Annotated in this window: 9 protein-coding genes; 7 read left to right on the top strand and 2 right to left on the bottom strand. The window is 69.6% G+C overall.

What is annotated here, in order from left to right; all coding sequences use genetic code 11:
* Positions 1–93: 93 nt before the first annotated feature.
* A complete protein-coding gene (locus tag ACY34J_RS25420) occupies positions 94–1,317 on the bottom strand; it encodes a trypsin-like serine peptidase (protein WP_462728921.1) in 1,224 nt (407 codons plus the stop codon).
* Between the two features lie 278 nt (positions 1,318–1,595).
* Between ACY34J_RS25420 and ACY34J_RS25415 the strand changes: the two genes are divergently transcribed.
* From ACY34J_RS25415 to ACY34J_RS25395, 5 genes are all read left to right on the top strand, one after another.
* Complete coding sequence (locus ACY34J_RS25415) at positions 1,596–3,098, top strand: diaminobutyrate--2-oxoglutarate transaminase family protein (protein WP_462728944.1); 1,503 nt, start codon at positions 1,596–1,598, stop codon at positions 3,096–3,098.
* Positions 3,099–3,284: 186 nt separating this feature from the next.
* Positions 3,285–5,156 carry an IucA/IucC family protein gene (locus ACY34J_RS25410; RefSeq protein WP_462728922.1) on the top strand — a complete coding sequence of 624 codons (1,872 nt, stop codon included), beginning with the start codon at positions 3,285–3,287 and terminating at the stop codon, positions 5,154–5,156.
* 84 nt (positions 5,157–5,240) lie between these two features.
* Positions 5,241–5,963, top strand: a complete 723-nt coding sequence (locus ACY34J_RS25405) for a GNAT family N-acetyltransferase (protein ID WP_462728923.1) — start codon at positions 5,241–5,243, stop codon at positions 5,961–5,963.
* Positions 5,964–6,064: 101 nt separating this feature from the next.
* Positions 6,065–7,822, top strand: a complete 1,758-nt coding sequence (locus ACY34J_RS25400) for an IucA/IucC family protein (protein ID WP_462728924.1) — start codon at positions 6,065–6,067, stop codon at positions 7,820–7,822.
* 42 nt (positions 7,823–7,864) lie between these two features.
* On the top strand, positions 7,865–9,880 hold the full coding sequence (locus ACY34J_RS25395) for an ATP-dependent DNA helicase (RefSeq protein ID WP_462728925.1): 2,016 nt from the start codon (positions 7,865–7,867) through the stop codon (positions 9,878–9,880).
* 81 nt (positions 9,881–9,961) lie between these two features.
* On the opposite strand, the gene lexA is transcribed toward ACY34J_RS25395, so the two are convergent.
* Positions 9,962–10,747: a transcriptional repressor LexA gene (gene lexA / locus ACY34J_RS25390; RefSeq protein WP_462728926.1), complete on the bottom strand. Its 786-nt coding sequence runs from the start codon at positions 10,745–10,747 to the stop codon at positions 9,962–9,964.
* A gap of 493 nt (positions 10,748–11,240) precedes the next feature.
* Between lexA and nrdR the strand changes: the two genes are divergently transcribed.
* Both nrdR and ACY34J_RS25380 read left to right on the top strand, forming a co-directional pair.
* Positions 11,241–11,753: a transcriptional regulator NrdR gene (gene nrdR, locus ACY34J_RS25385; protein ID WP_462728927.1), complete on the top strand. Its 513-nt coding sequence runs from the start codon at positions 11,241–11,243 to the stop codon at positions 11,751–11,753.
* A gap of 113 nt (positions 11,754–11,866) precedes the next feature.
* Positions 11,867–14,731, top strand: a complete 2,865-nt coding sequence (locus ACY34J_RS25380; protein ID WP_462728928.1) for a vitamin B12-dependent ribonucleotide reductase — start codon at positions 11,867–11,869, stop codon at positions 14,729–14,731.
* Positions 14,732–15,022: the final 291 nt, after the last annotated feature.

The following is a 15,022-nucleotide window of genomic DNA, read 5'->3' as shown; positions in this document are numbered from 1 at the left end:
ATGCCAGTGACTTAACACGCTCTTTGGGGCTCTGACGTGCGGAAACATCGTCGGGCAGGCCCTTCGGCGGTCGTTAAGTCACTGGCATTGGGACTAGTTGGCGAACTTCTTGCTGACCGCCTCGTACACACCCTTCGCTTCCGCGCCGAGGTGCGGACCCGCCAGCCAGGTGGCCGTCGTGGGACCGATGGAGGTGTTGGACACCAGGGCGGGCTTGCCATCCGGCCCCTTGGCGAACCAGCCACCGCCGGACGAACCACCGGTCATGGTGCAACCGATGCGGTACATGGTCGGCTGCGAGGCGAACAGCGAGAGCCGGCCCGGCTTGTCGACGCAGGAGAACATCTTGGTGCCGTCGAACGGCGGCGCGGCTGGGTAGCCCCAGGCGCCCATCCTCTCGATGCTCTTCACCGGAGCGGCATTGAAGTCGACCGGCAGGGCGGCCCCGACGGTCTCCTCCAGGGACTTGGCGCCACTGCCCGTTTCCGGCTTCACATGCAGCACCGCGAAATCGTACGGCGCACCGTTGCCGCCCGTGGCCGAGCCCTGCGCAATCCACTGGTCAGACGTGGAGATCCAGTCGGCCCACCAGACGCCGAACGGAGCGACCCGCTCGCGCGGAGTGTGCTTCAACTGATCGGCCGGAATGGCGTTGTCATTGAAGGACGGAACGAAGGCGATGTTGCGGTACCAGCCACCCTCCTTGCCCGCGTGCACACAGTGGCCCGCCGTCCAGACCAGGTTGGACTTGCCGGGGTGCGCCGGGTCCTTCACAACCGTGGCGGAGCAGACCATCGAGCCTTCGGGGCCGTCGAAGAAGACCTTGCCGACCGGGGCCGCATTGTTGTGGTAAGGCGTGCCCACGGCCTCGGCCCGGACGGGCCGCGGCTCGGGGTCGGTGACTCCCTGGTCGCCGGAGACGTCGGCGGGAACCGTCTTCTGCGGCTCCTCCGCCTGACCCATGCGCTCAGGCTTCCACAGGCCCTCGATGATCGGGTTGATGAAGTCGCCGGCCTCGCGCAGCCATTCCTTCCGGTCCCAGTTCTTCCACTCCCCGTTCTTCCACTTGTCCAGGTCGACGCCGTGTTCCTTCAGACGCTCCTGCCAGTCGTCGGGGAGCTTCAGGTCCTTGTCCGGCAGCTGCGCGGGGGCGCTGGGCTTGTCGCCGGCGGTGTCGTCCGTCGGGCCGCACGCGGTCGCTGTCACCGCGAGCACCGCGGTGAGTGCTGCGGCGGTCAGAGCCGACCCGGACCCTCGGACGCGCAGCGCGCCCCACCGGGAGCGGCGGCCGGCGGCCGGCGGGCGTATCGATGGCATGTGTGGAACTCCCCCTGGGTGTATTCGTACCGCAATGGATTTGTCATGTGCACCGAGGAACGGCGCAAGGACCAACTATGCCGGTGCAGTTGGGGACGGCCCCGAGCGGGTCACGGTTCCGCCGCATGGGCCGCCAAGGATCTTCCGATTGCCCGTGATCAGCAGCTCGCGGCGTCGTTGGTACGTACGGGGGACAGCCGAGCAGCGTTCATCTGGAGGAGCGATCAGCAGTGACCGTGACCCAGTCTCCGCCGAAGGCGCGGCACGAGGAGGGCGCCTTGGACCCAGCGGTCAGGGGAGAAGGCTCCGCTGACGCCGTGGAGGGAATCCTGCGGCGGCAGTCCCTGCGCGAGTCCGCGGCGCGCACGTATGCGCGTTCGCTCCCCGTCGTGCCGGTGCGCGCGCGCGGACTGACCATCGAAGGTGCGGACGGGCGCCGCTACCTCGACTGCCTTTCCGGAGCAGGGTCGTTGGCGCTGGGCCACAACCACCCCGTGATCCTGGAAGCCATCCGGTCCGTCCTGGACTCGGGGGCACCGCTGCACGCGCTGGATCTGGCAACGCCGGTCAAGGACGCTTTCACCACCGAGCTCTTCCAGACCCTGCCGGGCCAACTGGCGGACCGGGTGCGGGTGCAGTTCTGCGGCCCGGCGGGCACGGACGCGGTGGAGGCCGCGCTGAAGCTGGTACGGACAGCCACCGGACGCACCGGGCTGCTCGCCTTCTCGGGGGCGTACCACGGCATGACGGCAGGGGCGCTCGACGTGTCGGGTGGCGCGCCGGAAGTGCGCGTGACGCGACTGCCGTACCCCTATGACTATCGCTGCCCGTTCGGAGTTGGCGGTGAGCGGGGTGCCGAACTGTCCGCCCGGTGGACCGAGAATCTTCTCGACGACCCCAAGGGTGGGGTGCGGCCCCCTGCCGGGATGATCGTCGAGCCGGTGCAGGGCGAGGGCGGCGTCATTCCCGCGCCTGATGGGTGGCTGCGACAGATGCGCGAACTCACTGCCGCGCGCGGCATCCCGCTCATCGCGGACGAGGTGCAGACGGGGGTCGGCCGTACGGGCACCTTCTGGGCGGTCGAGCGCAGCGGCATCCTGCCGGACGTGATGGTTCTGTCGAAGGCGATCGGTGGCAGTCTGCCCCTGGCGGTCGTGGTCTACCACGAGGATCTCGACACCTGGCAGCCCGGGGCGCACTCGGGCACCTTCAGAGGCAACCAACTGGCCATGGCCGCGGGCGCCGCCACTTTGGCGTACGTCCGGGAGAACGGCCTCGCGGCGCGCGCTGCCGCACTCGGCGAGCGAATGCTGGGGCGACTGCGAGAACTCGCCATCCGGCAGCCGTGTATCGGCGATGTCCGCGGGCGGGGCCTCATGATCGGTGTGGAACTCGTCGACACCGAGGCGGAAGACGGTCCCGTAGCCGCCACCGGTTGCACTGCCGCCGGTGCTGTCGCCGATGGCACTGCCGATGCAGGGCGGACTGTGGCGGGAGACGCGGGCAGGCGTGCGGGCGCCCGTCCGGCTGCCCCAGGGCTCGCTGCGTCGGTCCAGCGGGAGTGTCTGCGGCGCGGGCTGATCGTCGAACTCGGCGGCCGTCACTCCAGTGTGGTCCGCCTCCTGCCGCCGCTCACCATCACCGACGAGCAGGCCGAGGCAGTGCTCGACCGCCTGAGCGATGCCGTTACAGCTGCTGCCCGGAGCTGTGGCCGGAAGGAAGGCCGAGGCCGAGCGGCTGCTCACCTGCCACAGTCGGCGCTCGGAGCTCAGCGGCGATGAGGCGGCGGTGGCACATCGGGCGCATGGCACGCCCCGCAAGAGCCCAGTTCGCCCGAGCCGGTGAGGAGCGGATACGTCCCCGCGACTCGCGAACCGCCGCAGGCCACCCATGCCCAGCCATCCGACGAAGGAGGGAGGCGCCTCCCCCGCGGCCCCACCGCCGGGAGTGAGCGCGCCTAAGAGATCATGAACGCACGCTCTGGCCGCCAGGCCCCAGCGACCGCCGTCGAGCCCACCCTGCCGCGCCAGGCCGACCCCATCGAGGCCTGCCCCCAGGCTCCCGACCTGCTGGAACACCCTGATCCCCACGTCGTGGCGGACGCCGCGACCGTCGAGAACCTGCTGCGCTGCTGGGCCCGGGAAACCGAAATTCCGCCCCCCATGGGGAACACGCTGAGGATCGCCCTCGCGGCCCACGGCACCGCCCTGCTGGTCCCCGTGCGCTACTGGTCGCCCACCGGATGGCATCGCTTCGGTCCCCCTGTTCTGGAAGGTGCGCCGGCGAACGCTCCCGCCGTGGATGCCGTCACCCTCGCCGCGCTGCTCAGCCGCGAGGCTGCACACACCTCCGAGGGCAACGGCGGGGACGGCACCGAACTCGTAAGCCGCGTCGCCGACTCCGTACGCCGCACCGCCGAGTTCATCGCCGACCGCAGAGCCCGTCCATCCGTACCTCTTGCTGGTGATCTCTTCCTCGATGCTGAGCAGTCCCTGGTTCTCGGCCATCCGCTTCACCCCACTCCCAAGAGCCGCGAAGGGCTCCCCGACGCCGAATCCCGCGCCTACTCTCCCGAGATGCGCGGCTCCTTCCCTCTGCACTGGCTGGCCGTCGACCGGGCGGTGCTGGCCACCGACTCGGCCTGGACCGAGTGCGGCCGCACCGTGGCGGCCGAGCATCTGGTGAGGAGGCTGGCAGGTGACGGTCTCCAGCCCCCTGCCGGCACCGTGCTGTTGCCCCTTCACCCCTGGCAGGCCCGCGAGATCCGCCACCGGCCGGCCGTCGCCGCACTCCTCGACGCAGGCCTCCTGCACGACCTGGGCCCCCACGGCGAACCCTGGTACCCCACCTCCTCCGTACGCACCGTCCACCGCCCTGGTGCACCCGCGATGCTCAAGCTCTCGCTGAGCCTGCGGATCACCAACTCCCGCCGCGAGAACCTCCGCAAGGAGCTACGGCGCGGTGTGGACGTGCACCGGCTGCTGTGCAGCGGACTGGCCGATGAGTGGCAGCGGGTCCACCCGCGCTTCGACATCGTCCGAGACCCGGCCTGGCTCGCCGCCTCCGGACAGGACGGCGCACCGCTGCCCGGCGTCGACGTGATGATCCGCCACAACCCCTTCGGCCCCAGCGACGACGCCGTGTGCATCGCCGGTCTCACCTCCCTCCGCCCCTGGCCCGGAGCGCAGGCCCCCGAAGCGACCCCCGTCATGCGTTCCCGTCTCTCCCAGGTCGTCGCGCGGCTCGCCGCACACACCGGCCGGCCCGTCGGCGCGGTCGCGGCCGAGTGGTTCCTGCGCTACCTCGAATCCGTCATCAGGCCCGTGCTGTGGCTGGACGGCCAGGCCGGCATCGCCCTCGAGGCCCACCAGCAGAACACTCTGGTGATCCTCGACTCCGAGGGCTGGCCGGTCGGTGGCCGCTACCGCGACAACCAGGGCTACTACTTCCGTGAGTCCTGCAGGGCCGCACTCGACCGCAGGCTGCCCGGGATCGGAGTCGAAAGCGACACCTTCGTCAGCGACGGCGTCGTCGACGAACGCTTCGCGTACTACGTCGGCATCAACAACGTCCTGGGACTGGTTGGGGCGTTTGGCGCACAGCGGCTCGCCGACGAGCGTGTCCTTCTCGCGGCCTTCCGCCGGTTCCTCTCAGAAGCCGCGACTGGCCCGGCCGCAGCGGGATCACCGCTGCCGGCCCTGCTCCTCGAATCCCCAACCTTGCGCTGTAAGGCCAACCTTCTGACGCGCCTGCACGGCCTCGACGAGCTGGTCGGCCCGGTCGACACCCAGTCCGTCTACGTGACGATCGCCAACCCCCTTGTCACATCGGCCGCCTGACACCCAAGCCTATGGAACCCACCACCTCCATGCGGCCCACCCGATCTCTGGGCCCCACACCACCCCTGAGAGGAGAGCGTCGCCGTGCCCCCCACCGACTCCAGCACCGCATCCGGCACCGATTCGAGCACCGACGACACCCTCGACCTGCGGCTGTCGGAGGAACTTGCCGCGCTGATCGCCGAGGAGCGCACCGCGCTGGCCCGCGCCGACACGCACGCGCAGCCAACCCGCCCGGATCTGCTCGACGGCATCGCCGACTGGGCCCCGGTCACCCTCCGCGGCGGCACCTTGCAGTTGATCCCCGTTCGCATCGACCGCGACCTGGCGCTCATCACGCACTGGATGAACGACCCGGCGGTAGCGGCCTTCTGGGGCCTCGACGGCCCCCGAGAGACCGCCGCCGCCCACCTCCGCACCCAGCTGGAAGGAGACGGCCGAAGTGTGCCGTGCCTCGGCGTCCTCAACGGAACCCCCATGAGCTACTGGGAGGTCTACCGCGCCGATCTCGACCCGATCGCCCGCCACTACCCGGCCCTGCCGCATGACACCGGTCTCCATCTGCTCATCGGCGCCGTCGCAGACCGCGGCCGAGGCCTGGGTACATCCCTGCTCCGCGCGGTCTCGGACCTGGTTCTCGACAACCGGCCATCGTGCAGCCGGGTCATCGCGGAGCCGGACCTGCGCAACATTCCCTCCGTAGCCGCCTTTCTGGGCGCGGGCTTCCGCTTCTGCGCCGAGATCGACCTCCCCGACAAGCGGGCAGCCCTGATGATCCGCGACCGTGCCATCCGGCACCTCCTGTAAGCCATGAGCGGCGAGGGCCGATCCCCCGGCCCACACGTTCTTTCCTCTGCTCTCTCTACACCGCTCGGCCCGATTCCGTTCCCATCCGAGGAGCCCAGACCTTGCGTCCGTCACCTCAGCAGCGCCAAGCGGCGTGGCCCGAGGCAGCACGCCGCCTGCTCGCCAAGATGCTCGCCGAGTTCGCGTACGAAGAAGTGATCACTCCCGAGCACGACGGGGACGCGCCCCACGCCTACCGACTCCAGGTCAACGGCGGCCTCACCTACCGGTTCCGCGCCCGGCGCGGCGCCTACGGGCACTGGCGTGTCGACCCCGAGTCGATCACCCCGTCCGCCGACCCCCTGGAATTCCTCGCCCAGACCCACGACACCGTCCTCGGCCTCACCGGCGACACGACCGGCCATCTCATCCGCGAACTCACCGCCACCCTCGCCGCCGACATCCGCCTCCACAGCACCGCCCTGAGCGCCCCGGAACTCGCCGACCTCGACTACGCCGACCTCGAGGGCCACCAGACCGGCCACCCCTGGATTGTCACCAACAAGGGCCGCCTCGGCTTCTCCGCCACCGACGCCGCCCGCTGGGCCCCCGAGGCCCGCACCCCCCAACGCCTGCCCTGGCTCGCCGTCCACCGCGACCTCGCCCACTACCGCGGCGTCCCCGGCCTCGCCACCCCCGACCGGCTCTACGACCAGGAACTCACCGGCGACACCCGCACGGCCTTCGCCCGTACCGTCGCCGACCACGCCCGCGACCCCGCCGACTACCTCTGGCTTCCCGTCCACCCCTGGCAGTGGGACGAGAGCATCGCCACGCTCTTCGCCCCGAATCTCGCCGACGCGACGATCATCCCCCTGCCCACGGACGGTGATCTGCGACTGCCGCAACAGTCCATCCGCACCCTCCTCAACGTCAGCCGCCCCCGCGCCCGTACCGTCAAACTCCCGCTCTCCGTCCTCAACACCCTGGTGTGGCGGGGGCTGCCGACCGAGCGCACCCTCGCCGCGCCCGCGGTCACCAGCTGGGTCCACGCCCTGCGCGACCGCGACGACTACCTCCGTGACGAGACCCGGGTAATCCTGCTCGGCGAGACCGCCTCGGTCACCGTGGAGCATCCCCTCTACGACCGGCTGCCGGGCGTCCCCTACCAGTACCGCGAACTCCTCGGCTGCATCTGGCGCGAGCCCCTCGCCGCCCAGCTCGGCCCCGGTGAGCGGGCCCGTACGCTCGCCGCCCTGCTCCACACCGACCCGCAGGGACGATCCTTCACCGCCGAACTCGTCTGCCGCTCAGGCCTCCAGCCGGCCGCCTGGCTGAGCCACCTCTTCGCCGCGCTACTGCCGCCACTGCTGCACTTCCTCTACCGCTACGGCACCGTCTTCTCCCCGCACGGCGAGAACGCCATCGTGGTCTTCGACGACCAGGACGTCCCGGTGCGCCTGGCCGTCAAGGACTTCGTCGACGACATCAACATCAGCGCCGAGCCCCTGCCCGAGCACGCCGGCATGCCCGACGACATACGAGCCGTCCTGCTCACCGAGCCGCCCTCCTTCCTCACCCAGTTCATCCACTCCGGCCTGTTCGTCGGGGTCTTCCGCTACCTCGCCCCGCTGTGCGACGAACACCTCGGATTACCGGAAGCCGAGTTCTGGTCGCTCGTGCGCGCCGAGATCCAGCGCCATCACGCCCGCTTCCCCGAGCTCAAGGACCGGTTCGAGACCTTCGACCTGTTCACACCCCGTATCGAGCGGCTGTGCCTCAACCGCAACCGGCTCTTCCTCGACGGCTACCGCGACCGGCCCGAACGCCCCCACGCGGCTGTCCACGGCACCGTCCGGAACCCGCTCCACCACCGGTGACGGCGGACGATGTCAGTGGCGCCCCTTAGGGTTGGTGACGCTATGACGAAGCCTCCCCTCACCGACCTGCTGCACGCCGCCGTCACCGCCGTGGGCGGCACCGAGCGGCCCGGCCAGGTCGCCATGGCCCAAGCCGTCGCCGAGGCCGTGGACGACGGTTCCCACCTACTGGTCCAGGCGGGCACCGGCACGGGCAAGTCCCTTGGCTATCTCGTGCCGGCGCTGGCGCACGGTGAGCGCGTCGTCATAGCGACCGCCACGCTCGCGCTGCAGCGACAGCTCGTCGAGCGCGACCTGCCCCGCACGGTCGAGGCGCTGCACCCGCTGCTGCGCCGTCGCCCGGAGTTCGCCATGCTCAAGGGCCGCTCGAACTACCTGTGTCTGCACCGCCTTCACGAGGGCGTACCGCAGGACGACGAGGACGGCCTCTTCGATCCCTTCGAGTCCGCCGTGCCCAGCAGCAAGCTCGGCAGGGACCTGCTGCGGCTGCGCGACTGGGCCGACGAGACGGAGACAGGGGACCGGGACAACCTGACCCCTGGTGTGTCGGACCGTGCCTGGTCGCAGGTCTCGGTCACCTCGCGCGAGTGCCTGGGGGCGTCGAAATGCGCATACGGCGCCGAGTGCTTCGCCGAGGCCGCTCGGGAGCGGGCCAAGCTCGCCGATGTCGTGGTCACCAACCACGCTCTGCTCGCGATCGACGCGATCGAGGGCGCCCCGGTGCTGCCCAGCCATGAGGTCCTCGTCATCGACGAGGCACACGAACTCGTCTCGCGGGTCACCGGGGTTGCCACCGGCGAGCTCACCCCGGGATCGGTCAACCGCGCCGTGCGCCGCGCCGCCAAACTCGTCAACGAGAAGGCGGCCGACGCCCTCCAGACCGCCGCGGAGAGTTTCGAGCGGCTGATGGAGCTGGCGCTTCCAGGCCGGCTGGAGGAGATTCCGGAAGACCTTGGCTACGCCCTGATGTCCCTCCGCGACGCTGCGCGCACGGTCATCACCGCCCTCGGGAACACCCGGGACGCCTCCGTCCAGGACGAGGACGCCGTTCGCAAGCAGGCTCTCGCCTCGGTCGAGAACATCCACGCCGTCGCCGAGCGCATCGCAGGCGGATCCGAATACGACGTTGTCTGGTACGAGCGGCACGACCGGTTCGGCGCCTCGCTGCGCGTTGCACCGCTGACCGTGTCCGGTCTGCTGCGGGAAAAGCTCTTCGCGGAGCGGTCCGTCGTGCTCACCTCCGCGACCCTGAAGCTGGGCGGGGACTTCAACGGCGTAGCGGCGTCCCTGGGCCTGTCACCGGAGAGGGCGGACGGCGAGGCCAACGCGGAAGCCACTGACCGTGACGCCAACGAGACCGGGGACCCCACCCCCCGATGGAAGGGCCTCGATGTCGGCTCGCCCTTCGACTATCCCAAGCAGGGCATCCTCTACGTCGCCAGGCATCTGACGCAGCCGGGCCGTGAGGGCAACCGCACCGACATGCTGGATGAGCTGTCTGAGCTGGTCGAGGCCGCCGGCGGCCGGACCCTGGGCCTGTTCTCGTCGATGCGAGGCGCCCAGGCAGCGGCGGAGGCCCTGCGTGGACGGCTTGATATGCCGATTCTGCTGCAGGGGGAGGAGACCCTCGGCGAGCTGATCCGTGCCTTCGCCGCCGATGCCCGTACCTGCCTCTTCGGCACCTTGTCGCTGTGGCAGGGCGTCGATGTGCCCGGCCCGAGCTGCCAACTGGTGGTGATGGACCGCATTCCCTTCCCGCGGCCTGACGACCCGCTGATGAGTGCCCGGCAGAAGGCCGTGGAGGAGAGCGGAGGCAATGGCTTCATGGCCGTCGCGGCGACGCACGCCGCGCTGCTGATGGCGCAGGGCGCGGGCCGCCTGGTACGGGCTTCCGGTGATCGCGGCGTGGTCGCCGTCCTCGACCCGCGACTGGCCACCGCTCGGTACGGGAGCTTTCTGCGCGCCTCCATGCCCGACTTCTGGTACACCACCGACCGCAATCAGGTACGCCGGTCGCTGGCGGCGATCGACGCAGCCGCCCGCGCGGATGGTGCGTAAGCGGACGGACGGTCGTACGTACGCACAGCTGGGCCCCGGAACCGGCGCAGTGGTCCCGGGGCCCGGTCGTGAGGGGGTTCGTCAGACCCGCCGCAGCACCGCCACCACCTTGCCGAGGATCGTCGCCTCGTCGCCGGGGATCGGCTGGTACGCAGAGTTGTGCGGCAGCAGCCACACATGGCCGTCCTCGCGCTTGAAGCGCTTCACCGTGGCTTCGCCCTCGAGCATGGCCGCGACGATGTCGCCGTTCTCGGCCACCGGCTGGCGGCGCACCGCCACCCAGTCGCCATCGCAGATGGCGGCCTCGACCATCGAGTCGCCGACCACCTTGAGGACGAACAGCTCGCCGTCACCCACCAGCTGGCGGGGGAGCGGGAAGACGTCCTCCACCGACTCCTCGGCGAGGATCGGGCCACCGGCCGCGATCCGGCCGACCAGCGGCACGTACGACGCGGCCGGCTTGCCTGTCGTGTCGGACGGCTGGCTCGTCGGGCCGTCCGAGCCGCGCACCTCGTACGCCCGCGGCCGGTGCGGGTCGCGGCGCAGGAAGCCCTTGCGTTCGAGGGCCATGAGCTGGTGGGCGACGGACGAGGTGCTGGACAGCCCCACGGCCTGGCCGATCTCCCGCATGGACGGTGGGTAGCCACGACGCTGCACGGAGTCCCGGATCACTTCGATGACCCGGCGCTGCCGGTCGGTGAGGCCCGAGCTGTCGGCCCGGATTCCGGGAGGCCGGCCGGGCAGCGAGCGCGTGGGCTTCTGCCCCTCGGGGTTCGTGGCTGTCTCATTCATCGTGTGCGTCTGGTCGAGTCGGTGCTGGGAGCGGTCCTGGACGGTGATGGTGGCGCTGTCTGCGGTGGTGGTCACGTCGGCCCCTCTCGAGATGTTCTCCCTAGTGGGACAACGGTAGTTGCTTTCGAAAGGTTGCGCCAAACACACGTTCGAGTGAAAATTCGCGCTTTGTCTGACGTGATCAAGCTGTCGGGTGTATGGGGCAGGGGTTGATGGGGTGGCTCGCATGCCGCCGTCTGGCCCTGCCCGCCGGCTGGCATGCGGGGAGCGTTTCGGCGCCGTCACCCAGTGTTGCACCCCGGCCCCGCCGAATGGCGCTCCGACCCCTTCACGTACTCTCATGGGCGCTGCGGCAGAGCGACACGCGCTCGGCGTGTTTAGCCCTCGACTACCAGATCTAGTGGTTTCATGGGCTGCGGCTACCTACAAGTTGTGGTCCTGGGTCTGCCATGGCTGCGGGAATCGCCTATGCTTGAGGCTGCTTCGGTGGGCCGTTCGGGTGCCCAGCGAAGCCGTACAGCCGTGCTGTGTCGTACGACAATTCGAGGGTCGAGGAAGGGTGGGGATCATGCATTGCCCCTTCTGCCGGCACCCTGACAGCCGGGTCGTGGACAGCCGGACCACCGACGACGGAACCTCCATTCGCAGGCGTCGTCAGTGCCCCGATTGCTCCCGTCGTTTCACGACGGTGGAGACCGCATCGCTCATGGTGATCAAGCGAAGCGGGGTCACCGAGCCCTTCAGCCGCGACAAGGTCATCTCCGGCGTGCGCAAGGCCTGCCAGGGCCGCCCGGTCACCGAAGACGCCCTCGCCAAGCTCGGCCAGCGGGTCGAGGAAGCGGTGCGCGCCACCGGCAGCGCCGAGCTGTCCACCCATGACGTCGGGCTCGCCATACTCGGGCCGCTCCAGGAGCTCGATCTGGTCGCGTACCTGCGGTTCGCGTCCGTGTACCGGGCGTTCGACTCGCTCGAGGACTTCGAGGCCGCGATCGCGGAGCTGCGCGGCCGACGGCCCCCAGCAGATGCCGACCGGAACGCCGGGGGCCGTGAGGTCCCCGCCCGGGCGGCCGCCGCCGGCTGAGCGGCGTACACCACCCGCCCGGCGCTCGCTGAGCGCTCGGGCAGCAGACAGACACCGTGCCACGGGAAGAAAAAGGGCACATCAGGGCGTTTTTGCCCGTACAGGGAGGCGGCATGACAGAGACGACGAGCGGCCCGGCACGAGGCTCCCGCGCCAAGGGCAGCAAGGCGGGCAAGGGGCTGCGCATCGAGCGCATCCACACCACCCCCGGCGTGCATCCGTACGACGAGGTGGTCTGGGAGCGCCGTGACGTCGTCATGACCAACTGGCGTGACGGCTCGATCAACTTCGAGCAGCGTGGCGTCGAGTTCCCCGACTTCTGGTCCGTGAACGCGGTCAACATCGTCGCCAGCAAGTACTTCCGTGGCGCGGTGGGCTCGCCTGAGCGCGAGTCCAGCCTGAAGCAGCTCATCGACCGCGTGGTCAAGACGTACCGCAAGGCCGGTGAGAAGCATGGCTACTTCGCCTCCCCGGCGGACGCCGAGATCTTCGAGCACGAGCTGACCTACGCGCTGCTGCACCAGATCTTCAGCTTCAACTCGCCGGTGTGGTTCAACGTCGGCACCAAGCAGCCGCAGCAGGTCTCCGCCTGCTTCATCCTCTCGGTCGACGACTCCATGGAGTCGATCCTCGACTGGTACAAGGAAGAGGGGATGATCTTCAAGGGCGGCTCCGGCGCCGGCCTCAACCTCTCCCGCATCCGTTCCTCCAAGGAGCTGCTCTCCTCCGGCGGCAACGCCTCCGGTCCGGTGTCCTTCATGCGCGGCGCCGACGCCTCCGCAGGAACGATCAAGTCGGGTGGCGCGACTCGCCGCGCGGCCAAGATGGTCGTGCTCGACGTCGACCACCCGGACGTCGAGGCCTTCATCGACACCAAGGTGAAGGAGGAGGAGAAGATCCGCGCCCTGCGCGACGCGGGCTTCGACATGGACCTGGGCGGTGACGACATCACCTCCGTCCAGTACCAGAACGCCAACAACTCGGTCCGCGTGAACGACGAGTTCATGAGGGCCGTGGAGAAGGGCGGGAAGTTCGGCCTGCGCGCCCGCCTGACCGGTGAGGTCATCGAGGAGGTCGACGCCAAGGTGCTGTTCCGCAAGATGGCCGAGGCCGCCTGGGCCTGCGCCGACCCGGGCATCCAGTACGACGACACCATCAACCACTGGCACACCTCGCCGGAGACGGGCCGGATCACCGCCTCCAACCCGTGCAGCGAGTACATGCACCTGGACAACTCCTCGTGCAACCTCGCCTCGCTGAACCTGATGAAGTTCCTGCGCGACGACGACCAGGGCAACCAGTCGTTCGACGCCGAGCGCTTCGCCAAGGTCGTCGAGCTGGTCATCACCGCGATGGACATCTCCATCTGCTTCGCGGACTTCCCGACGGAGAAGATCGCCGAGACCACCCGCGCGTTCCGCCAGCTCGGCATCGGCTACGCCAACCTCGGCGCGCTGCTGATGGCCACCGGCCACGCGTACGACTCCGACGGCGGCCGGGCGCTGGCCGGCGCCATCACCTCGCTGATGACCGGCACCTCGTACAAGCGCTCCGCCGAGCTGGCCGCGGTCGTCGGCCCGTACGACGGATACGCCCGCAACGCCGATGCCCACAAGCGCGTCATGAAGCAGCACGCTGACGCGAACGCCGCCGCCAAGCGCATGGACGACCTGGACACCCCGGTCTGGGCGGCGGCCACCGAGGCCTGGCAGGACGTCGTTCGCCTGGGCGAGCAGAACGGTTTCCGCAACGCGCAGGCATCGGTGCTCGCGCCGACCGGCACCATCGGCCTGATGATGGACTGCGACACCACCGGCGTCGAGCCCGACCTGGCCCTGGTGAAGTTCAAGAAGCTCGTCGGCGGCGGCTCGATGCAGATCGTGAACAACACGGTCCCGAAGGCGCTCAAGCGGCTCGGCTACCAGCCGGAGCAGGTGGAGGCGATCGTCGCCCACATCGCCGAGCACGGCAACGTCATCGATGCCCCCGGCCTGAAGCCGGAGCACTACGAGGTCTTCGACTGCGCTATGGGCGAGCGCTCCATCTCGCCGATGGGCCACGTGCGGATGATGGCAGCGGCCCAGCCGTTCCTGTCGGGCGCGATTTCCAAGACCGTGAACATGCCCGCTACAAGCACCGTCGAGGACGTCGAAGAGATCTACCTCCAGGGGTGGAAGCTCGGCCTCAAGGCGCTGGCGGTCTATGTCGAGGGCTCCAAGGTCGGCCAGCCGCTGTCGGCCAAGAAGAAGGAAGAGAAGGCCGAGCCGGTGGCGGAGAAGGTGGTCGAGTACCGCCCGGTCCGCAGGCGCCTGCCGAAGGGACGTCCCGGCATCACCACCTCCTTCACGGTGGGCGGCGCCGAGGGGTACATGACCGCCAACTCCTACCCGGACGACGGTCTCGGTGAGGTCTTCCTCAAGATGTCCAAGCAGGGCTCGACCCTCGCGGGCATGATGGACGCCTTCTCGATCGCCGTGTCCGTCGGTCTGCAGTACGGCGTGCCGCTGGAGACCTACGTCTCGAAGTTCACCAACATGCGCTTCGAGCCCGCCGGTATGACGGACGACCCGGACGTGCGGATGGCCCAGTCGATCGTCGACTACATCTTCCGCCGCCTGGCGCTGGACTTCCTGCCGTTCGAGACCCGCTCAGCGCTTGGCATCCACTCCGCCGAGGAGCGCCAGCGCCACCTGGAGACCGGTTCCTACGAGTCGGCCGACGACGAGGTGGATGTGGAAGGACTCGCGCAGTCCGCTCCGCGCCACGTCGAGACCCCGAAGGCCACAGCGGTGCCGAAGGCGGACGCGGCAGCAGCTGTGCCGGCGCCGAAGGAGGCCCACAGCTCCACGGAGCTGGTGGAGATGCAGCTCGGCCTGAACGCCGACGCTCCACTGTGCTTCTCCTGCGGCACGAAGATGCGCCGTGCGGGCAGCTGCTACCTGTGCGAGGGGTGCGGTTCGACCAGCGGCTGCAGCTGACACCGCTGATCCATGAGTGACCGATGAGAGGGGCCGGCCATTAGGTCGGCCCCTCTCATCGCTGTGACGCGGTCGCCGTTCACCTCACGCGTGGTGGTGAAGCGGACCGAGGACGGCGTGCGCCGCAGCCTGCGGGGCGCGCAGCTGTCGGTCGCGCGCCCCGCCGGTCCGGTCGCTGAACAGCAAGTGTTCCACCAGGCCAGTTGCCTGCTGTGCTGCTCCGCGACTTCGGTGTGAGCTGCCCGAGGCGGACGCCGAGGAGCTGCGGCGGGCGCTCGCCGAGACGGCGTG

This window comes from Streptomyces sp. HSS9-12 (assembly GCF_054963655.1).
Note: the sequence above shows the minus strand (reverse complement) of the source record. Positions and strands in the feature narration are given on the sequence as shown.

Coding starts and splice junctions, on each gene's coding strand:
- ACY34J_RS25410 (WP_462728922.1), top strand. CDS start 3,285: ATGAACGCACGCTCTGGCCGCCAGGCCCCAGCGACCGCCGTCGAGCCC.
- ACY34J_RS25395 (WP_462728925.1), top strand. CDS start 7,865: ATGACGAAGCCTCCCCTCACCGACCTGCTGCACGCCGCCGTCACCGCC.
- nrdR (WP_462728927.1), top strand. CDS start 11,241: ATGCATTGCCCCTTCTGCCGGCACCCTGACAGCCGGGTCGTGGACAGC.
- ACY34J_RS25420 (WP_462728921.1), bottom strand. CDS start 1,317: ATGCCATCGATACGCCCGCCGGCCGCCGGCCGCCGCTCCCGGTGGGGC.
- ACY34J_RS25380 (WP_462728928.1), top strand. CDS start 11,867: ATGACAGAGACGACGAGCGGCCCGGCACGAGGCTCCCGCGCCAAGGGC.